This is a genomic window from Comamonas sp. SY3, from assembly GCF_041730275.1.
GTDB classification, from domain to species: Bacteria; Pseudomonadota; Gammaproteobacteria; order Burkholderiales; family Burkholderiaceae_C; genus Comamonas; species Comamonas sediminis.
The window spans coordinates 61,173-80,443 of sequence record NZ_JBGTYN010000022.1; the positions used below are offsets into that span (position 1 = coordinate 61,173).

At 63.6% G+C, this 19,271-nt stretch carries 17 protein-coding genes; 11 read left to right on the top strand and 6 right to left on the bottom strand.

Annotation, left to right across the window (positions count from 1 at the left end):
• Positions 1-36: 36 nt before the first annotated feature.
• A complete protein-coding gene (gene dapB, locus ACCQ08_RS21210; RefSeq protein ID WP_373450916.1) occupies positions 37-873 on the bottom strand; it encodes a 4-hydroxy-tetrahydrodipicolinate reductase in 837 nt (278 codons plus the stop codon).
• A gap of 115 nt (positions 874-988) precedes the next feature.
• The gene (locus ACCQ08_RS21215; protein WP_239810399.1) at positions 989-1,555 is read right to left on the bottom strand and encodes an outer membrane protein assembly factor BamE; all 567 of its coding nucleotides are present in this window, start codon (positions 1,553-1,555) and stop codon (positions 989-991) included.
• A gap of 100 nt (positions 1,556-1,655) precedes the next feature.
• Between ACCQ08_RS21215 and fur the strand changes: the two genes are divergently transcribed.
• From fur to ACCQ08_RS21230, 3 genes are all read left to right on the top strand, one after another.
• On the top strand, positions 1,656-2,078 hold the full coding sequence (gene fur, locus ACCQ08_RS21220) for a ferric iron uptake transcriptional regulator (protein ID WP_021025553.1): 423 nt from the start codon (positions 1,656-1,658) through the stop codon (positions 2,076-2,078).
• A 145-nt stretch (positions 2,079-2,223) separates the two neighbouring features.
• Positions 2,224-3,816: a DUF1800 domain-containing protein gene (locus tag ACCQ08_RS21225; RefSeq protein ID WP_373450917.1), complete on the top strand. Its 1,593-nt coding sequence runs from the start codon at positions 2,224-2,226 to the stop codon at positions 3,814-3,816.
• 11 nt (positions 3,817-3,827) lie between these two features.
• Positions 3,828-5,036: a DUF1501 domain-containing protein gene (locus ACCQ08_RS21230; RefSeq protein ID WP_373450918.1), complete on the top strand. Its 1,209-nt coding sequence runs from the start codon at positions 3,828-3,830 to the stop codon at positions 5,034-5,036.
• Between the two features lie 26 nt (positions 5,037-5,062).
• Here the strand turns inward: ACCQ08_RS21230 and hprK are convergent, their stop codons facing one another.
• The 3 genes from hprK to hpf form a co-directional block, all read right to left on the bottom strand.
• Positions 5,063-6,019, bottom strand: coding sequence for an HPr(Ser) kinase/phosphatase (gene hprK, locus ACCQ08_RS21235; protein WP_021026712.1), 957 nt, complete (start codon positions 6,017-6,019; stop codon positions 5,063-5,065).
• 121 nt (positions 6,020-6,140) lie between these two features.
• Positions 6,141-6,626 (bottom strand): PTS sugar transporter subunit IIA, encoded by a 486-nt coding sequence (locus ACCQ08_RS21240; protein ID WP_021026711.1) that lies wholly within the window; start codon positions 6,624-6,626, stop codon positions 6,141-6,143.
• A gap of 136 nt (positions 6,627-6,762) precedes the next feature.
• Positions 6,763-7,095 (bottom strand): ribosome hibernation-promoting factor, HPF/YfiA family, encoded by a 333-nt coding sequence (gene hpf, locus ACCQ08_RS21245; protein WP_116927826.1) that lies wholly within the window; start codon positions 7,093-7,095, stop codon positions 6,763-6,765.
• A 481-nt stretch (positions 7,096-7,576) separates the two neighbouring features.
• On the opposite strand from hpf, the gene ACCQ08_RS21250 reads away from it, so the two are divergent.
• On the top strand, positions 7,577-8,497 hold the full coding sequence (locus ACCQ08_RS21250) for a phosphoribosylaminoimidazolesuccinocarboxamide synthase (protein ID WP_239810402.1): 921 nt from the start codon (positions 7,577-7,579) through the stop codon (positions 8,495-8,497).
• Between the two features lie 38 nt (positions 8,498-8,535).
• Here the strand turns inward: ACCQ08_RS21250 and ACCQ08_RS21255 are convergent, their stop codons facing one another.
• Positions 8,536-8,823 carry a hypothetical protein gene (locus ACCQ08_RS21255; protein ID WP_239810403.1) on the bottom strand — a complete coding sequence of 96 codons (288 nt, stop codon included), beginning with the start codon at positions 8,821-8,823 and terminating at the stop codon, positions 8,536-8,538.
• A gap of 201 nt (positions 8,824-9,024) precedes the next feature.
• On the opposite strand from ACCQ08_RS21255, the gene ACCQ08_RS21260 reads away from it, so the two are divergent.
• The 7 genes from ACCQ08_RS21260 to gshB all read left to right on the top strand — a co-directional run bounded on the left by ACCQ08_RS21260 (position 9,025) and on the right by gshB (position 19,152).
• Positions 9,025-10,323: a glutamate-5-semialdehyde dehydrogenase gene (locus ACCQ08_RS21260; RefSeq protein ID WP_373450919.1), complete on the top strand. Its 1,299-nt coding sequence runs from the start codon at positions 9,025-9,027 to the stop codon at positions 10,321-10,323.
• 113 nt (positions 10,324-10,436) lie between these two features.
• Positions 10,437-11,927: a Trk system potassium transporter TrkA gene (trkA, locus tag ACCQ08_RS21265; protein WP_373450920.1), complete on the top strand. Its 1,491-nt coding sequence runs from the start codon at positions 10,437-10,439 to the stop codon at positions 11,925-11,927.
• Between the two features lie 9 nt (positions 11,928-11,936).
• The gene (locus ACCQ08_RS21270) at positions 11,937-13,403 is read left to right on the top strand and encodes a potassium transporter TrkG (protein WP_312531100.1); all 1,467 of its coding nucleotides are present in this window, start codon (positions 11,937-11,939) and stop codon (positions 13,401-13,403) included.
• Positions 13,404-13,520: 117 nt separating this feature from the next.
• A complete protein-coding gene (gene gshA / locus ACCQ08_RS21275; protein WP_239810407.1) occupies positions 13,521-14,810 on the top strand; it encodes a glutamate--cysteine ligase in 1,290 nt (429 codons plus the stop codon).
• A gap of 143 nt (positions 14,811-14,953) precedes the next feature.
• The gene (locus tag ACCQ08_RS21280) at positions 14,954-16,849 is read left to right on the top strand and encodes a potassium transporter Kup (RefSeq protein ID WP_239810408.1); all 1,896 of its coding nucleotides are present in this window, start codon (positions 14,954-14,956) and stop codon (positions 16,847-16,849) included.
• A gap of 69 nt (positions 16,850-16,918) precedes the next feature.
• Entirely contained in the window at positions 16,919-18,100 is a 1,182-nt protein-coding gene (locus tag ACCQ08_RS21285; RefSeq protein ID WP_373450921.1) for a benzoate/H(+) symporter BenE family transporter, read from the top strand.
• A gap of 98 nt (positions 18,101-18,198) precedes the next feature.
• A complete protein-coding gene (gshB, locus tag ACCQ08_RS21290) occupies positions 18,199-19,152 on the top strand; it encodes a glutathione synthase (RefSeq protein WP_312461812.1) in 954 nt (317 codons plus the stop codon).
• Positions 19,153-19,271 lie beyond the last annotated feature (119 nt).

Sequence of the window (19,271 nt, forward strand, 5' to 3'; positions counted from 1 at the left end):
CCTTCTAAAAAGCGGGGTGGCTGTGCCGGGCTGGGTTTATTTCAGGCCGAGCAGGTCGTACATGTCGAACAGGCCGGCCTTCTGGCGGGCCAGGTAGCGTGCGGCACGCAGGCTGCCATTGGCGTAGCCTGCACGGCTGCTGGACTTGTGGGAGATCTCGATGCGCTCGCCATCGCCGGCAAACAGCACGGTGTGGTCGCCAACGATATCGCCGCCGCGCATGCTGGCAAAGCCGATGCTGTTGGCCACGCGCGCGCCAGTGTGGCCAAAGCGCTCGTAGACGGCGCGGTCGGCCAGCTGCGTGCCCTGGGCTTCGGCAATCACCTCGCCCATTTTCAAGGCCGTGCCCGAGGGGGCATCGACCTTGTGCTTGTGGTGGGCCTCGACGATTTCGATGTCGTAGCCGCCTTCCTGCAAGGCCTTGGCCGCCATCTCCAGCAGCTTGAAGGTCACGTTCACGCCCACGCTCATATTGGGCGAGAGCAGGACGGCGGTCTTGTCTGCCAACTGGCGGATCTGCGCTTTTTGCGCGTCGCTGAAGCCGGTGGTGCCAATGACCACGCCGACGCCACGTTCCGCCGCCAGCGCCAGGTGCGCCAAGGTGCCTTCGGGGCGGGTGAAATCGATCAGCACATCCGCGCCCTGCAGGCCCTGGTTCAGGTCGGCGGTGATCTGCACGCCGGTGTTGCGCCCCAGAAAAGCGCCCGCATCGGTGCCCAGGCTGGGGTTGCCCGGCGCATCGAGCGCGCCGCTCAACTGCAGGTCGGGGCTGGCCAGCACGGCTTCGATCAGCATGCGGCCCATGCGGCCGCTGGCGCCTGCAATGGCGACGGCAATACGGGGACTGGTGGAGGAGGAGAGGGGGGCGGTCATGGATCGGATCCTGGGGCTCAAGCGGGCAGCATCTCAGCGGACATCGGACACGGCCCAAAGGCGGTGCTGGCCACCCGCTGCCAGCGCAGCGCGGGTGCATGCCAGCGCCATGGCATCAACGCTGGGGGGATTCCAGCGGCGGGTAGTTGGCGGGGGGCGGGGTGGTGATCGCGTCGCTGGTGCCGGTATCTGCACTGGGGGCTGGGGCGGACGAATCGGCCTTGTACTTAGCCAGCTCCTCAGGCGTCGCCTCCAGGCGTGGCACCTTGGGGTTCTTGATCGAGGTCGTGACCGAGGCTACGAACTCCTGCTCGCTGGGCATTTCATCGCCTTCAAAGCGCTCCAGACCGGTATCGTCGAAGTACACGGTAAAGCGGCGCTCCTGCTCCGGCACGCCCTTGCGCTTGATGGTGAACACGTAGTCCCAGCGGTTGGCATGGAACACGCTGGCCAGCAGCGGAGTGCCCAGCAGATCCTTGACCTGCTGACGGCTCATGCCTTTTTGCAGTGCGTCGACCTGCTCCTTGGTGATCACATTGCCCTGCACCACCTCCACCTTGTAGGGGGTGATGGCGCTGGCGAACTTACGGCTGGCTTCATTGAAGGAGCCGCAAGCGGCCACACTGGCGCCCAGGGCCAACAGCGCCGCCATGCGGACACCGGAACGAACAAATTCAGGCATGGTTATAGACATAGCGATATGATCGGCCATTGTAGCGGCTGGTCTCCAGGCCTTCTCCAGAAGTCCGTATACCAATCGGGCCCACTTGAAAGACCTTGTTATGAAAAATATTGAAGAACTCAAAAGCACTGGCCTCAAGGCCACGCTGCCCCGGCTGAAGATTCTGGATATCTTCCAGAACGGTGCGCAGCGCCACATGACGGCCGAAGATGTGTTCCGCGTGCTGCTGGAAGAGCGCTCCGATATCGGTTTGGCGACCGTCTACCGCGTGCTGACCCAGTTCGAGCAGGCCGGCATCCTGATCCGCAGCAACTTCGAGAGTGGCAAGGCCGTCTACGAGCTCAACGAAGGCCAGCACCACGACCATTTTGTCTGCACCAGTTGCGGCAAGGTCGAGGAGTTCTATGACCCCGAGATCGAAAAGCGCCAGCAGTCGATTGCCAAGAGCAAGGGCTGGATCGTGCATGACCACTCGATGGCGCTGTATGGCCAGTGCGCGGAGTGTGCGGTCAAGGCCAAATAAGCACAGCCGCCCACCGTTGCCCGTCACCCCCTGAAAAGCGAAGCGCCCCAAACGCTTCGCTTTTTACGTTTTGCACACATAGCTTTACAGCAGCGCGACGGTGCAGGCGCACCATGGGGCCCTCTGCACCAGGTTTCCAGATCCCATGCGCTCCTACCGACTGCTCACCCTCAGCGCCGCCGCCCTGGCAGGCACCTTGTGGCTCAGCGCTTGCGCTTCCCACGTACCACCGGATGCGGCCAGCACACCGGCGGCGCTGCCCGATACGCCATTGAGCGCCGCCCAGCGCCAGCAGTGGCTGGACCGTGTCAGCTGGGGCGCCAGCGACAGCGCCGACCGGCAGTTGCAGCGGCTGGGCCTGCAGCGCTGGCTGGACGAGCAGCTTGCACCGCGCCAGCCGCCACGCCTGCCGGAGCCGGCCCAGCAGCACATCGCGGCCTTGGAAATCAGCCAGCGCAGCATGGAGGATCTGCAGCGCGGCATTGCCGCCCAGCGCCAGGCAGCACGCACGGCCACCGAGCAAGGCCAGGGAGAGGGCGAGGGAGCGCGCCTGCGCCAGGAGGTGCAGAGCCACCTGAACCAGCTCGCTGCCCAGGCCCAGCAGCGCCAGGTGCTGCGTGCGCTGTACTCGCCGGCCCAGCTGCAGGAGCAGATGACCTGGTTCTGGATGAACCACTTCAATGTCAGCACGCGCAAGGCCGAAACCCGGCTCTGGATTGGCGATTATGAGGAGCGGGCAATTCGCCCGCATGCCCTGGGCAACTTCCGCAGCCTGCTGGAGGCCAGCATGCGCCACCCGGCCATGCTGCTGTACCTGGACAACGCCAGCAATGCCAAAGGCCATATCAACGAAAACTATGCGCGCGAGCTGCTGGAGCTGCACACGATGGGCGTGGGCAGCGGCTACACCCAGGCCGATGTGCAGGCGATGGCCCATGTGCTGACGGGGGTGGGATTCAGTACCCGCGATGCCGATGCACAGCCGCCCCGCCTGCCACCGGCGCTGCAGGCCGATTACCGGCGCGAAGGCTTTTTCGAGTTCAACCCCAACCGGCACGACTATGCGCCCCAGGTGCTGCTGGGCCAGCCGCTGCGGGCCAAGGGGCTGGCGGCGGTGGACGAGGCGCTGGACCGCATCGTGGCCTCGCCCGCCACCGCGCAGTTCATCGCGCGCAAGCTGGCGGTGTTCTTCATCAGCGACAACCCGCCGCCCGCCCTGGTGCAGCGCACCGCAGCGGCCTTTGCCCGCAGCCATGGCGATATTGCCGCGACCTTGCGCAGCCTGCTGACCGCGCCCGAGGCGCTGGCCCAGCAAGGCCAGCGCTTCAAGGATCCGATGCACTATGTGCTGGGCGCCGTGCGCCTGGGCTATGACGAGCGTGTCGCCAGCGATGTGCGGCCGGTGATCGGCTGGATCAACCGCCTGGGCCAGCCCATCTACGGCCATGAGACGCCGGATGGCTATCCCGCCTCGCAATCGGACTGGGCCAGCTCCGGCCAGATGGCAGCGCGCTTCGATGTGGCGCGGCAGATCGCGACCCGCAGTGCCGTGCTGTTCCGCGCCGAGCCCCAGGCGCCGCTGGAGCAACCCCCTTACCCCGATCTGGCGCAGCGTGCAACGGCGCAGGCCCGCGTGGCGCAGTGGAGCGCGGCCTCCCGCGAAGCGCTGGCCAAGGCGCGCAATGTGCCCGACTGGAACACCTATTTTCTCTCTGCTCCCGAAATGATGGTCCGCTGACGAGGTACGCCATGCAAAGACGCCACTTTCTCTCTGCCGCCGCCAGCCTGCCGCTGGCCTTCAGTCTGGCGCGCGCCCGCGCCGCCGCGCCCCGCAGCGATACACCGCGCTTTTTGCTGGTGTTCCTGCGCGGCGCCTATGACAGCAACAGCCTGCTGGTGCCCACGCACAGCGATTTCTACTACGAGGCGCGCCCCACGATCGCCATTCCGCGCCCGGGCGAGGCCAACGGCGCGCTGCCGCTGGATGCGCGCTGGGGCCTGCACCCGGCGATGGAAGGCAGCGTGCTGCCGCTGTGGCAAAGCAGGCAGGCCTGCTTTGTGCCGTTTGCCGGCAGCGATGACCTCTCGCGCAGCCATTTTGAAACCCAGGACTCGATCGAGCTGGGCCAGCCGCTGGATGCGCACCAGAGCTTTCGCACCGGCTTCATGAACCGATTGGCCCAAACCTTGCAGGGGCGCAGCGACCTGGCGCCGATGGCGTTTACCGCGCAGCTGCCGCTGTGCATGCGCGGGCCCGCCCGCATTGCCAACACCGCGCTGGCCAATGTGGGCAAGGGCGGCGTGGATGCCAACCGCAGCCGCGCCATTGCCGCCATGTATGCCGGCACGGCGCTGGCGCCTGCCGTGAACGAGGGCTTTGCGGTGCGTGAGGCCGTGCTGCGCGGCATGCAGGAGGAGATGGACAAGGCCGGGCGCGATGCGATCAGCGCCAAGGGCTTCAGCCTGGTGGCGCAGCGCATGGCCACGTTGATGCGGGACCAGTTCGACCTGGGCTTTGTCGATGTGGGCGGCTGGGACACCCATGTGAACCAGGGCAACGCCAGCGGCAACCTGGCCAACCGGCTGGACGACCTGGGCCGAGGCCTGGCCGCCTTCGCGCAGGAGATGGGGCCCGAGCCCTGGCGCCATACGGTCGTGGCGGTGATCAGCGAGTTTGGCCGCACCTTCCGCGAAAACGGCAACAAGGGCACCGACCACGGCCATGGCACGGCGTACTGGATGCTGGGCGGGGGGCTGTCGGCGCGGGCCGGTGGCCGGATCGCGGGCGAGCAGATGGACGTCAGCGAGGCCCATCTGTTCCAGAACCGCGACTACCCGGTGCTCAACGAGTACCGCAGTGTGCTGGGCGGCCTGTTTGCACGCATGTATGGCCTGTCGCCGGCGCAGTTGCAGCAGGTGTTCCCGCAGGCCCAGGTTAAGGATCTGCGACTGGTCTGAAACGGCTGGAGGGTGCCCCCGGTGGGCTAGAACTCACGCCCGCTGGCCATGGCCTTGCGGTGCCGGTCGACAAACTCCTGGTAGGTGTCGATACCGCGCAACTGCAAGATGGTGTTGCGCACGGCCGCTTCCACCAGCACGGCGATATTGCGGCCGGCCACCACCTGGATGACCACCTTCATCACCGGAATGCCCAGCACATCCTGGGTCAGCGGTGCGGCAGGCAGGCGGTCGTAGTCGCGCTCCATGGTTTCCTTGCGCACCAGATGCACGATGAGCTTGAGCCGCATCTTGCGGCGCACCGCCGTTTCGCCAAAGATCGCGCGGATATCCAGCAGGCCGATGCCGCGCACTTCCAGCAGGTTCTGCAGCAGGTCGGGGCACTTGCCTTCGATCGTGGTCTGGTTGATGCGGTACAGGTCCACGGCGTCATCGGCCACCAGGCCATTGCCGCGGGTGATCAGCTCCAGGCCCAGCTCGCTCTTGCCCAGGCCGGATTCACCGGTGATCAGCACGCCCATGCCGAGGATGTCCATGAACACGCCATGCATGGTGGTGCGATCGGCGAAGTGCTTGGACAGGAAGGCGCGCAGCACATCGATGACAAAGGCGGCCGATTCCTTGGTGGAGAACATCGGGATGTGCGCGCGCTCGCACATCGACAGCAGTTCATCGGGCGCACCCTGGCCATCGGCCAGCACCAGCACCGGCGGCTCCAAGGTCACGATGCGCGCAATGCGGCGGCGGCAATCCTCGGTGGTGGAGTTGGTCAGATAGGCGATTTCGCGCTCGCCCAGCACCTGTGCGCGGTAGGGGTGGATGTAGTTGAGGTAGCCCACGAGATCGGCGCTGGAGCGGGCGCTGCGCACTGCCACTTCGTCAAAGCGGCGCTCGGAGGCGCCCAGGCCCGCCAGCCATTCCCAGCGCAGCGACGCACGGAACTCCTCGAACAACACATCGGCGCTTACGACATTGGGTTTCACGGTGCAGTCCTTTCAAAGCCAGGGTGCGCACAGCAAAGCTGCCCGCCAGCGCCCAAGCCTAGCAGGAAAAAGTCTTGAGGTGAGGGATCAGCGCCTGAGAGTACACACCGGCGCGCGGCGCTCAGGCGTGGGCAGTGGAGGTGTTGTTGGCAGACGATTGCCAGGTGTCGATCATCTGGTGCAGCTGCTCGGCATTGGTGCTGGCCTTCATCTGCTCGCGCAGGCTGGCATTGGACAGCAGCTCGGCAATCTCGCCGAGGATTTCCAGGTGCTGCTGGGTGGCAGCCTCGGGCACCAGCAGGAAGATCAGCAGGTTGACCGGCTGCTCATCCGGGGCGTCAAAGCCAATGGCGCGCTCGAGCTGGAACACCGCAGCCATCGGGGACTTGAGTCCCTTGATGCGCCCATGCGGAATGGCTACGCCATGCCCCAGACCGGTGGAGCCCAGTCGCTCACGTGCAAACAGACTGTCGGTGACCAAGGCGCGCGAGAGACCATGGAGACTCTCGAACAGCAGGCCCGCTTCTTCAAATGCACGTTTTTTACTGGAAACATCCACACTCACTAGCACTTGAGCTGGAGGCAAGATAGAGGCAAGACAGTTCATAGTGAAGTGCGGCAATATGGCTAGCTACTGAGAGCATGATCAAACGAACGCAGCAACACCTGGATGCAGGTGTTGCTGCACGTATTATCGGTCAGTACGCAAAGAGAATGTATTTCCTCGGCAAAAAGCAGAGGGTTTACGCCATTGCCTGCCGCAGCGCATCGCTGTAGTGAGATTGAACACGTTGCTTGTGACGGGCGACCATGCGGTCCAACCTGTCCACCAAAGCATCTACCGCGGCGTACAAATCATGGTGAGAGCACTGAACACAGAGTTCGTCGCCCTTGACCCGCAAATTGCACACCACACGCTGCCGTTTCTCCTTTTCCTTTTGCTTTTCCACTGAAAGTAAAACTTTGGCATCCACCACCTGGTCAAAGTGTCGCGTAATGCGCATCAGCTTGGATGTTACATATTCGCGCAGCGCCGGGGTCACCGCCAAATGGTGACCGCTGATCGTCAGGTTCATGAACAAGTCTCCTTCTGCAAACCAAGAAAAGTGACCGGGTCTGTTGGAACCCAGGCCACCCCGAGGGGGAAACACATGCATGCGTGTAAACCATGATGCGCCTTGACCTACAAAATTGCAAGTCTATGACAACCCGGATCGCTGGGTTTCTGTGCGCTCGGCGGGCGGTTGGGGCAGGGTGCTGGTTACAAATTACGGTTCTGATGCTGCAAAAAACGGAGGGCGCAGGTGCAGTGCGGGCCGCTGCCGGCGCAATTGCAACCGGAGGCAAGCAGCGGTGTTTCTGTGCGTCGGCACGTAATGGCCTACGTGTTCGCGGCGCCAGCACCCAATACTGCACTGCAATTCAAGGCATCCCGCCGGTGCGGGCGAGGCATTGGAGAGTGGCCGACTACAATCGAGCGCTTGCCTTGCCGAGGTAGCGCGGCTGTCCGTGCCTTCCGTCTTCACGCAGGGTGCCTGTCCATAGTTCTGCATCACCATGACCCAGCCCGTACCTTCTGCACTGCATACCTCCAAGCTCCATTCCTTGCCCCTGCTGGCCCGCGGCAAGGTGCGTGACAACTACGCCGTCGGCAGCGACCGCATTCTGATGGTGGCCTCGGACCGTCTGTCGGCCTTTGACGTGATCATGGGCGAGCCCATTCCTGGCAAGGGTGCGCTGCTGACGCAGATGGCGCTGTACTGGTTCGACAAGCTGGGCGATATCTGCCCCAACCATCTGACCGGTGAAGCACCGGAGTCAGCCGTGCAGCCTGATGAAGTGCCCCAGGTGCAACTGCGCTCCATGCTGGTCAAGCGCCTCAAGCCTGTGCCGATCGAGGCGGTGGTGCGTGGCTACCTGGCTGGCAGCGGCTGGAAGGAATACCAGGAATCGCAAGCGGTCTGCGGCGTGCCGCTGCCCGCGGGTCTGGTCAACTCCGCCAAGCTGGCCGAGCCCATCTACACGCCAGCGGCCAAGGCCGAAGCCGGCGAGCACGACGAAAACATCACCTTTGAGCGCACCGTCGAGATGGTGGGCCCCGAGCTGGCCGCCCAGATCCGCGACATCAGCATCGCCATCTACAAGAAGGCTGCCGAGATTGCGCTGACCAAGGGCATGATCATTGCCGACACCAAGTTCGAGTTCGGTCTGGATGAAGACGGCAAGCTGGTGCTGATGGACGAGGTGCTGACGCCCGACAGCTCGCGCTACTGGCCGGTGGAAGGCTATGCCGATGCGCTGGCGACCGGTGCCAACCCCCCCAGCTACGACAAGCAGTTTGTGCGTGACTGGCTGGAGCAGGCCAAGGTCAACGGCAAGCCCTGGGACAAGACGGCACCGGCACCGCGCCTGCCGCAAGACGTGATCGACAAGACGGCGGCGAAGTACCGCGAAGCGCTGGAGCGCCTGACGGCCTGACGGCCTGGCCGTTGATGGGTGACTGCGCCGCTGCCCGCTCAGGCGGTGGCGCTCAGCCTGGCATCGGCCTTTTTCAGCCATAGGCGCAGGCTGTCCACCAGGTCTTTGCGGCTGAACGAGCAGCTCTCCTCATCAAACAGCGCGCTGGATTCGAGACGGTCCAGCAGCTGCAGCAATACTTCCTGGAACTGCGGCGGCAGCGCGCCGAGCAAGTCGGTGTAGCTGCGTGCCTGCTGGCTCAGGGCCGCTGCATCCATGTGGCCGGCCTCGAAATGGTCCAGCCCGTCTTGTAAGGCGCCCAACTGGCGCAGCGCGGCGGATTGCATCGTGGTCTCCTGGTGGCTCAATATGGCATCAGTGTAGAGGCCTTTGCGCCGCTTGGGATGCTCTGCAAAACCCTCGCCAAGGGGGATGGACGCGGATCGCCCGAGCCCGCGTTCAGACCATGGCAGGGAGTTTTGCAGAGCGTCCCCAGTGCCTGGGAGTTGCCTGGGGCCATTGGTGTCGGCACCGCTGCCCGGGCGCAAATGCCCGACAATAGCCCCATGAATGCCCTGAATATTTCGGAAACCATGCAGGCCCTGGGGCTGCAGGCCAAGCAAGCTTCTGCCCAGATGGCCAAAGCACCTTCTGCCATCAAAAACAAGGCCTTGCTGGCGCTGGCGCGTTTGCTGCGCAGCCAGACCGAGGCCTTGCAGGCCGACAATGCCAAGGATCTGGCGCGTGCGCAGGCCAACGGCCTGTCGGAACCCATGGTCGATCGCCTGCGCCTGACCCCCAAGGTGCTGGAGACCTGCGCCCAAGGCTGCGAGCAGCTGGCGGCCATGGCCGATGTGGTGGGTGAGGTGAGCGGCATGAAGCAGATGCCCAGCGGCATCCGCGTGGGCCAGATGCGCGTGCCTTTGGGCGTCTTCGGCATGATCTATGAGAGCCGCCCCAACGTGACCATCGAGGCGGCCAGCCTGTCGATCAAGAGCGGCAATGCCTGCATCTTGCGCGGCGGCTCCGAAGCCATCGATTCCAACAAGGCGCTCGCGCGCCTGGTGGAGCAGGCGCTGCTGGAGGCCGGCCTGCCCGCCACCGGCGTGCAGCTGGTGCAGACCACCGACCGCGAGGCCGTGGGCCAGCTGATTGCGATGCCCGAATATGTCGATGTGATCATTCCGCGCGGCGGCAAGGGCCTGATCGAGCGCATCAGCCGCGATGCCAAGGTGCCGGTGATCAAGCACCTGGACGGCAACTGCCATACCTATATAGATGCGCCTTGCGATCTGGACATGGCGGTCAAGGTGACCGAAAACGCCAAGACCCAGAAATACAGCCCCTGCAATGCGACGGAGAGCCTGCTGGTGGCGCGTGCGGTGGCGGCCGATTTTCTGCCCCGCATTGGCGCGGTGTTTGCAGCCAAGGGCGTGGAGATGCGGGCCGATGCCGAGGCACTGGCCTTGCTGCAGGCTGTGCCGGGCGCCCGCCTGCAGACGGCGACGGAGCAGGACTGGTCCGAGGAGTACCTGGCGGCTGTCATCAGCATCAAGGTAGTGGCTGGTGTCGAAGAGGCGATTGCCCATATCAACCAGTATTCCAGCCACCATACCGATGCGATCATCACGCGTGACCACATGCATGCGCAGCGGTTTTTGCGCGAAGTGGATTCGGCCAGTGTCATGGTCAACGCCAGCACGCGCTTTGCCGATGGCTTTGAATACGGGCTGGGTGCGGAGATCGGCATCAGCACCGACAAGTTCCATGCCCGCGGGCCTGTGGGCATCGAGGGCCTGACCTCGCTGAAATACATCGTTCTGGGCGAAGGCGAAGTGCGCGGCTGAGCGCACTGGGCGGCTGCCGGCTGGGCAGCCCCTTCTTTGCAGGCCGGCAGCTCCGTGCCCACGTTATGATGCGGCCATGCCAGGCCGCTTCCTAGCGGCTGGCGCCTCATGCTATGAAAATTCTGATCCTCGGCGCAGGCCGCGTCGGCGAGAGTGTCGCCGAAAGCTTGCTGAGCGAAAAAAATGACATCACCGTGGTCGACACGGATGGTGTGCGCCTGCGCGATCTCGAAGCCCGCTTCGATCTGCGCGGCGTCGTGGGCAACGGCATCAGCCCCGAAGTGATGGCCGAGGCCGGCGCAGCCGACACGGACATGCTGATCGCCTGCACCTCCCAGGACGAAACCAACCTCACCGCCTGCAAGGTGGCCCAGGTGCTGTTCAATATCCCGACCCGCATCGTGCGGGTGCGCTCGGTCGCGCTCAAGAGCCATGCCGAGCTGCTGTCGGATACCGGCTTTGGCGTGACGCATGCGTTCTGCCCGGAAGAGGCGCTGATGGGCTATATCGGCAAGCTGGTGACCTACCCTGAGGCGCTGCAGGTGCGCGAATTTGCCCAGGGCCATGTGGCGCTGGCATCGGTGCGCGCGCGTGGCGGCGCGCCGGTGGTGGGCTTGAGTGTGGCCGATGTGCGCCAGAACCTGCCCCATGGCGCGATCCGGGTCGTGGGCGTGTACCGGCGCTTTCACCATGAGGCCGACCGCCTGGTGCCGACCGAGGGCAGCACCCGCATCGAGCCGGGGGATGAAGTATTCGTGCTGTCGGAGAAGGACAACCTGGGCGATGTGCTGGCGGCCTTCAACCGCCAGGTGGGTGAGCAGGCCGAGGTGGTGCGCCGTGTGATGGTGGCTGGTGGCGGGCGCGTAGGCATGCGCCTGGCGCGTGCGCTGACCAAGGAGTCGCGGCGCTTTCAGGTCAAGATCATCGAAAAGAGCGAGGACCGCTGCGTCTACCTGGCCTCGCGCCTGCCCTCTGATGTGCTGGTGCTCAAGGGCGATGCGACCGACGAGACCTTGATGGAGAACGAGAACGTCGAAGATGTGGACCTGTTCGTCGCCATCACCGATGACGACGAAGACAACATCATGTCCTGCCTGCTGGCCAAGAAGCTGGGCGCCACCCGGGTGCTGGCGCTGATCAACCGCCGCACCTATGCCGACCTGATGCACGGCACGCAGATCGACATTGCGCTGTCGCCCGCGCAGGCCACCCTGGGTGAGCTGCTGGCCTATGTGCGCCAGGGCGATGTGCAGGCTGTGCACAGCCTGCGCCGGGGGGTGGCCGAGGCGATCGAGATTGTGGCGCGCGGTGACGCCAAGACCTCGCGGGCCGTGGGCCGGCGTGTGGGTAGCCTGCGCCTGCCGCGTGATGTGCATATCGGCATGATCGTGCGCGGCCTGCCCGAGCCCGATGCGCGCAATACCAATGGCAGCGAGGCGACCGAGCGCGATGACGACGAGCGCGATGACGACAAGGTGGAGGTGATCGTGCCCACCAGCGGCACCATCATCCAGAGCAATGACCATGTCATTCTCTTCTTGCCCAACAAGCGGCTGGTGCATGAGGTCGAGGCCCTGTTCCGTGTCGGGGTGACCTTTTTCTAGGCACGGCCGATGACTGACCTTCGACCCGTGCTGCGCGTATTGGGCATTTTGCTGCTGATGTTTGGCGGCACGATGGCTGTACCTGCGATCTCCTCGCTGTGGCTCGACGATGGTGTGTTTGGCGTCTACCCGCTGACCATGGGCATTACCTGGGCCTGCGGTCTGGTGCTGTGGTGGATGGCGCGGCATGAGCAGCGTGAGCTGCAGGCGCGCCACGGCATCATGCTGGTCGCCTTTGTGTGGATGGTGTTTCCGCTGTTTGCAGCGCTGCCGCTGTACCTGGGTTTCGAGCGCATCGACCGCGCGCTGAGTTGGCAGCATGCCTATTTTGAAGCGGTCTCGGGCCTGACCACCACCGGCTCCACCGTGCTCAACCATGTGGATACCTTGCCGGTGTCTCTCAATATCTGGCGCACGTTTTTGCAGTGGATGGGGGGCATGGGCATCCTGATTCTGGCCGTGGCCATCCTGCCGATGATTGGCATGGGCGGCAGCCAGCTCTTCCGCGCCGAGGCCGCCGGCCCGGTGAAGGACACCAAGCTCACGCCGCGCATGGCCGAGACCGCCAAGGGGTTGTGGGGCGTGTATGGCCTGTTTTCGGTGCTCTGCGCGCTGGCCTACTGGCTGGCGGGCATGACGCCGCTGGATGCGGTGATGGTCATGTTCACCACGGTAAGCCTGGGTGGGCTGACGCCGCACGATGCCAGCTTTGCCTATTTCAATTCGCCGCTGATCGAGGGGATCTGCACGGTCTTCATGCTGCTGGCCAGCTGCAACTTCGCGCTGTATTTTGTCGCCATCCGCAAGCGCAATGCCTGGGTGCTGTACCGGCAGCCCGAGTTCCGCGCCACCATTGGCACCTTGCTGGGTGGCGGCTTGCTGGTCGCGGCGCTGCTGTGGTTCAAGGGGGTGTATGGCCCGCTAGAGTCGCTGCGCATGGGCGTTTTCCACACGGTGTCGGTGGCCACCACCACCGGTTATGCCGCCGTCGATTTTGGCTTGTGGCCGCCCTTTGCGCCGGTTTTCATGCTGCTGCTGTCGGGCGTGGCCACCAGCGCAGGCTCGACCGGCGGCGGCATCAAGATGATCCGCATGCTGCTGCTGCTCAAACAAACCCGGCGTGAAATGCGGCGCCTGGTGCATCCCAACGCGGTGCAACCGGTGACGGTCGGGGGCCTGGCGGTGGATGAGCGGGTCATCTTCTCGGTGCTGGCCTTCATGCTGGTCTACTGCGCAACGATTGCGGTGCTGACCATGGCCTTGCTGTTCACGGACATGGATCTGCACAATGCGCTGGGAGCGGTACTTGCCAGCGTGAACTGCGCCGGTGTAGGCTGGGGTGATCTGGGCCCCAGCAACAATTTTGCCGGGCTGACCAGCTTTCAGCTGAGTGTGACTACCTTGGGCATGCTGATGGGCCGGCTGGAGATTCTCAGCTTTCTGGCGCTGTTGACGCCGGCCTTCTGGCGAAGGTGAGTGCTTGCTAGGTAGGGCGGTCGCAAAGTTCTGATGACTTTGGCCCTCAACTCTCTACAATTGGTACTCAATTGTTTTTTGCTCGTTTTTTTTGAGCCCTCAAACAGTAATTCATTTATGGTCCCGAATCTCATAACAGCCCTAACGGGGCCCATCAACGAATTGGAACAGCGCATGCTCGATGCCATGCCCGCGATCGAGCGCTGGTTCCGCCTGGAGTGGATGGAGCATACGCCTCCGCTCTATTCGTCGGTGGATATCCGCAATGCCGGCTTCAAGCTCGCACCGGTCGATACCAATCTTTTTCCTGGCGGTTGGAACAACCTGACGCCCGAGATGGTGCCGCTGGCCGTGCAGTCGGCGATGGCTGCCATTGAAAAGATCTGCCCCGAGGCCCGCAACCTGCTGATCATCCCCGAGAACCAGACGCGCAACCCCCAGTACCTGGCTAATCTGGTGCAGCTACAGCATATCTTCTCGATGGCGGGCCTGAACGTGCGCATCGGCTCGATCGACCCGGAAGTCAAGGAGACCATCAAGCTCAAGGTCGGCAACAAGGACCTGGTGATCGAGCCGGCGCTGCGCCATGGCCGCCGTGTGGGGCTGAAGTATTTTGATCCCTGCACGATCTTGCTGAACAACGACCTGTCGACCGGCGCGCCCGGCATTCTGGAAGAGGTCTACGAGCAGTTTGTGCTGCCGCCGCTGCATGCTGGCTGGAGCGTGCGCCGCAAGAGCCGCCATTTCCAAAGCTACGAAGAGGTGGCCAAGCGCTTTGGCAAGCTGATGGGGATCGACCCCTGGCTGATCAACCCGATGTTCAGCAGCCGCAAGGGCGTCGACTTTACCGATGGCAGTGAGCATGCACTCGATGAGTTGCGTGAAGATGTCGACGTGATGCTGACCAAGGTGCGGCGCAAGTACAAGGAGTACGGCATCAAGGAGACGCCCTTTGTTGTCGTCAAGGCGGACAACGGCACCTACGGCATGGGCGTGATGAGCGTGCATGACGCCAAGGAGTTGCGTCAGCTGTCGGTCAAGACCAAGAACCAGATGTCGCTGGTCAAGGATGGCCAGCAGGTCCATGACATGATCATCCAGGAGGGGGTGCAGACCGTCGAGCGCATGGACAAGGAAGCGGCCGAGCCGGTGGTCTACATGATTGACCGCTATGTGGTCGGCGGTTACTACCGTGCCCATTCCGACAAGGGCGCGGAGGACAACCTCAATGTGCCGGGCGCGCATTTCATCCCGCTGTCGTTCGAGCACGGCATCTCGCCCGGTGACTCGGTCGGGGCCAGCGCACCCAACCGCTTCTATATGTATGGTGTGGTGGCGCGCCTGGCGATGCTCGCCGCCAGCTATGAGCTGGAGGCGACCGACCCGGACGCCGAAATCTACGACTGAGCCTGTTCAGGCGTTCGTTCCAACTTCCATTGCAGCCCGCTGCTGATCCGCCATCCGGACTTGTCCGTATGCGCGGCCTCACTGCGGGCGCAACAACAGGCGCACAATGCAAACCAATCCACTACAAGCATGCCTGATGCGGCATGGCACAAAGGCTTGATGTGCAAAACAGCAATAAATCCGCACTGCCCGCGCTGACCCTGGGCGCCATCGGGGTGGTGTATGGCGATATCGGCACCAGCGTGCTGTACTCGCTCAAAGAGGTGTTCGGCTCCGGCCATGTGCCCTTCACGCACGACAACGTCTATGGCGTGCTGTCCATCCTGTTCTGGACCCTGACCCTCATCGTCTCGCTCAAATACGTGGTCCTGGTGCTGCGGGCGGACAACAACGGCGAGGGCGGCCTGATCGCGATGCTGGCGCTGGCCTCGCAAGCGGTCAAGGACAAGCCCAAGCTGCGCTCGGTGCTGATGCTCGTTGGCATCTTTGGCACCTGTCTGTTCTATGGCGACGGTGTGATCACACCAGCGATCTCCGTGCTCTCGGCGGTCGAAGGTCTGGAGGTGGTCTCGCCCGGCTTCAAATCCTGGGTGATTCCACTCACCCTGGTGGTCCTGCTGCTGTTGTTCTGGGTGCAAAAGCGGGGCACGGCAGGCATTGGCAAGTTCTTCGGGCCCATCATGGTGGTCTGGTTTCTGTGCATTGCCGCCTTGGGGGTCTGGAACATCGTGGACCACCCGCAGGTATTGTGGGCGCTCAGCCCGCACCATGCGCTGGGCTTCATTGTGCGCCATCCGGGCATCAGTTTCATCATTCTGGGCGCCGTGGTGCTCTGCGTCACCGGGGCGGAAGCCCTGTATGCCGACATGGGTCACTTTGGCCGCAAGCCGATCCGGCTGGCCTGGTTCAGCATTGCGATGCCCTCGCTGGTGCTCAATTACTTTGGCCAGGGCGCGCTGGTGCTGGAGAACGCAGAAGCGGTAAAGAACCCCTTCTTCATGCTGGCGCCGGGCTGGGCGCTGCTGCCGCTGGTGCTGCTTGCGACGATGGCCACGGTGATTGCCTCGCAGGCGCTGATCACCGGCGCCTTCAGCGTCACCAAGCAGGTCATCCAGCTGGGCTACCTGCCGCGCATCCAGATCCTGCACACCAGCGTGCGCGACACCGGGCAGATCTACATCCCCTTTGTGAACTGGAGCCTGTTCCTGACCATTGTGCTGGCGGTGATTCTGTTCAAGTCCAGCAGCAATATGGCGGCGGCCTACGGGATTGCAGTGACCCTGGACATGACCATCACCACGGTGCTCACCTTCTTTGTGCTGCGCTATGGCTGGAAATATGCGCTGTGGATGGCGCTGGCGCCGACGGTGTTCTTCTTCTGTATCGATATCACCTTCTTCGCTTCTAATCTGCTCAAGCTGCTCGATGGCGGCTGGTTCCCGCTGGCCATCGGCCTGTGCCTGTTCGTCGTGATGATGACCTGGAAGCGCGGACGGGAGTTGGTCTACGAAAAGCTGCATGCCGATGGCATCGATCTGCAGGGCTTCCTGCAGATGGTGCTGCACACCCCTCCCACCCGGGTGCCGGGCACGGCGGTCTTCCTCACATCGGATGCCCATGTGGTGCCCACCGCGCTGCTGCACAACCTCAAGCACAACAAGGTGCTGCATGAACAGAACATGTTCGTCCACATCGTCTACCACGAGGTCCCCTGGATCGGGCTGGAAAAGCGCGCGGTGATCGAGCCGCTCGGAGGCGACTGCTGGCGCGTGCAGCTGAACTACGGCTTCAAGAACGATGTGGATGTGCCCAATGCATTGCACCAGCTGCGCGGCCACGGCTGCGATACCGGGCAGATGGTGACCAGCTACTTCCTCTCGCGCGATGTGTTCGTGCCCACGGACAAGGCCAGCGCCGGCATGGCACCTTGGCGGCAGAAGTTGTTTGCCCAGATGCACCACAATGCAGCAGGTGCGGCAGAGTTCCTGCTGCTGCCGAGCAACAGCGTGGTGGAGCTGGGCTCCAAACTCGAAATTTAACCAGCCAGGGCTCTGGATCCGCTGCGCGCACGCCAGGCCAGCGAACACCGTGGCGGGGCGAAAGGGTGTATGCGGTTTTTCAAGGACATGAGCGCATCGGCGCTCATCGCAGGCTTTGTCACGGTGCTGGTGGGCCTGACCAGCTCCATCGCGATTGTGTTCCAGGCGGCGCAAAGCTTTGGCGCCACGCCCGCGCAGGTCTCGTCCTGGGTCTGGTCGCTGGGCGTTGGTGTGGGCCTGTGCTGCTGGGTACCCAGCATCTTGCTGCGCAAGCCGGTGGTAGTGGCCTGGTCCACCCCCGGGGCGGCCGTGCTGGCTACGGCCGGAGCCACCGGCGCGTTTGGCATGGGGGACGCGATCGGCGCCTTCATCATCAGTGCCATATTGATTGCGGTAGTGGGCATGACGGGCTGGTTCGAGCGGCTGATGAACCGCATCCCAATTGCCATCGCCTCGGCCCTTTTGGCGGGCGTGCTGACCCGCTTTGGCCTGGATGCCTTTGCCGCCGCGCAGACCAATACCTGGCTGGTGGTGGCCATGCTGGTCACGTACCTGCTGGGCCGGCGCCTGCTGCCGCGCTATGCGGTCATGCTCACCTTGGCAGTCGGCATTGTGGTGGCGCTGCTGCAGCACAAGATCCAGTGGTCTGCCGTGCAGCCGGGCCTGACGATGCCGGTGTTCACCATGCCCAGCTTCAGCTGGCAGGCCGCCATCAGTCTGGCGCTGCCGCTGTTTGTCGTCACGATGGCCTCGCAGAACCTGCCAGGTGTAGCCATCATCCGGGGCTCCGGCTATGACCTGCCCGTCTCCAAGCTGATCACGATGACGGGTCTGACCACCTTGCTGCTGGCACCCTTTGGCGCCTTTGGCATCAACCTGGCGGCCATCACGGCCGCGATCTGCATGGGGCCGGAATCCCACCCCGACCAGGCGCGGCGCTATGTGGCGGCCGTCGTGTGTGGCGTGATCTATGTGCTGATCGGCTGGTTCGGGGTCGTCATTGCGGGCCTGCTGACCGCATTCCCGCACGAGCTGGTGGTGGCGATTGCCGGCATTGCGCTGCTGGGCACCATCGGCGGCGGGCTGCACACTGCGCTGCAAGGCGAGCAATACCGCGAAGCGGCGCTGATCACCTTCCTGGTAGCGGTGAGCGGCGTGACAATAGCCGGAGTGGGATCAGCCTTTTGGGGCGTGGTCGCAGGCAGCCTTGCGCTTTTTGTGCAACATTACGGCAAGCGCCGCTCCGCTTGAGCGCGCCTAGTTCTGTCCGTTTCTGCTTGCATATCCCTCCGCTGGGCGTGCAAGGCCATTGAATACACAGGGCGGCCACCAGGCCGCCAACCCACACCATGCATATCCTCTTTGTTGCCGATCCGCTTGAGTCCTTCAAGATCTACAAGGACAGTACCTTTGCGATGATGCGCAGCGCCCAGGCGCGCGGCCACCGCATCACCGTCTGTGAGCCAAGGCATATCCACTGGATCAGCGGCGAGAAGGTCTCCGCCCAAGTGCGCGACATTGTGCTGACGGGTGACGAAGCGCGCTGGTTCGATGAGGCACCCGGCCGCCGTGCCGAGCTGGCCGAGTTCGACGCCATTGTCATGCGCAAGGATCCGCCCTTCGACAGCGAGTACTTCTATGCCACCCATTTGCTGGGCCAGGCGGAGCGCGAAGGCGCCAAGGTCTTCAACAAGCCAGCGGCTTTGCGCGACCACCCCGAAAAGCTGGCGGTGATGGAGTTTGCCGAATACGCGCCGGTGACCCTGGTCACCCGCAGCGCCCAGGATATCCGCGACTTCCACGCCCAGCACAAGGACATCATCCTCAAGCCGCTGGACGGCATGGGTGGCATGGGCATCTTCCGCGTCGGTGCCGATGGCATGAACCTGGGCAGCATCATCGAAACCCTGAACCTGGACGGCGCCCAGAGCGTCATGGTGCAAAAGTACCTGCCCGAAATCACCAAGGGCGACAAGCGTGTGCTGATCATCGGCGGCGAGCCGGTGCCGTTCTGCCTGGCGCGCATCCCGCAAGGCAATGAAGTGCGAGGCAACCTGGCGGCCGGCGGCAAAGGCGTGGCACAGGCGCTGGAGCCCGAGGACCGCGCGATCGCCGAACACATCGGCGCGCGCCTGGCCCCCCGTGGCTTGCTGCTGATCGGTCTGGACATCATTGGCCACCGCATCACCGAGATCAATGTGACCAGCCCGACCTGCTTCCAGGAGATTGAACAGCAGGCAGGTTTCCCGGTCGGTGACATGTTCATCGAAGCGCTGGAAAAAGCCGTTGCCGGAGCCGTCTGACACACGGCTGCAAAAAACTCCGACGTTTTCCTGGAGCCCCGGGAAAACGCCTATACAATAGCGTCTATCGACAGCACGATGCCTTGCAAAGCTGCCAGACTCGAAAGAGGGCGGTTCGC

Bases quoted from the DNA above. Each gene is read 5' to 3' on its own strand.
- dapB (WP_373450916.1), bottom strand. From the start codon at position 873: ATGACCGCCCCCCTCTCCTCCTCCACCAGTCCCCGTATTGCCGTCGCC.
- ACCQ08_RS21215 (WP_239810399.1), bottom strand. From the start codon at position 1,555: ATGCCTGAATTTGTTCGTTCCGGTGTCCGCATGGCGGCGCTGTTGGCC.
- fur (WP_021025553.1), top strand. From the start codon at position 1,656: ATGAAAAATATTGAAGAACTCAAAAGCACTGGCCTCAAGGCCACGCTG.
- ACCQ08_RS21225 (WP_373450917.1), top strand. From the start codon at position 2,224: ATGCGCTCCTACCGACTGCTCACCCTCAGCGCCGCCGCCCTGGCAGGC.
- ACCQ08_RS21230 (WP_373450918.1), top strand. From the start codon at position 3,828: ATGCAAAGACGCCACTTTCTCTCTGCCGCCGCCAGCCTGCCGCTGGCC.
- ACCQ08_RS21240 (WP_021026711.1), bottom strand. From the start codon at position 6,626: ATGAACTGTCTTGCCTCTATCTTGCCTCCAGCTCAAGTGCTAGTGAGT.
- hpf (WP_116927826.1), bottom strand. From the start codon at position 7,095: ATGAACCTGACGATCAGCGGTCACCATTTGGCGGTGACCCCGGCGCTG.
- ACCQ08_RS21250 (WP_239810402.1), top strand. From the start codon at position 7,577: ATGACCCAGCCCGTACCTTCTGCACTGCATACCTCCAAGCTCCATTCC.
- ACCQ08_RS21255 (WP_239810403.1), bottom strand. From the start codon at position 8,823: ATGCAATCCGCCGCGCTGCGCCAGTTGGGCGCCTTACAAGACGGGCTG.
- ACCQ08_RS21260 (WP_373450919.1), top strand. From the start codon at position 9,025: ATGCCCGACAATAGCCCCATGAATGCCCTGAATATTTCGGAAACCATG.
- trkA (WP_373450920.1), top strand. From the start codon at position 10,437: ATGAAAATTCTGATCCTCGGCGCAGGCCGCGTCGGCGAGAGTGTCGCC.
- ACCQ08_RS21270 (WP_312531100.1), top strand. From the start codon at position 11,937: ATGACTGACCTTCGACCCGTGCTGCGCGTATTGGGCATTTTGCTGCTG.
- gshA (WP_239810407.1), top strand. From the start codon at position 13,521: ATGGTCCCGAATCTCATAACAGCCCTAACGGGGCCCATCAACGAATTG.
- ACCQ08_RS21280 (WP_239810408.1), top strand. From the start codon at position 14,954: ATGGCACAAAGGCTTGATGTGCAAAACAGCAATAAATCCGCACTGCCC.
- ACCQ08_RS21285 (WP_373450921.1), top strand. From the start codon at position 16,919: ATGCGGTTTTTCAAGGACATGAGCGCATCGGCGCTCATCGCAGGCTTT.
- gshB (WP_312461812.1), top strand. From the start codon at position 18,199: ATGCATATCCTCTTTGTTGCCGATCCGCTTGAGTCCTTCAAGATCTAC.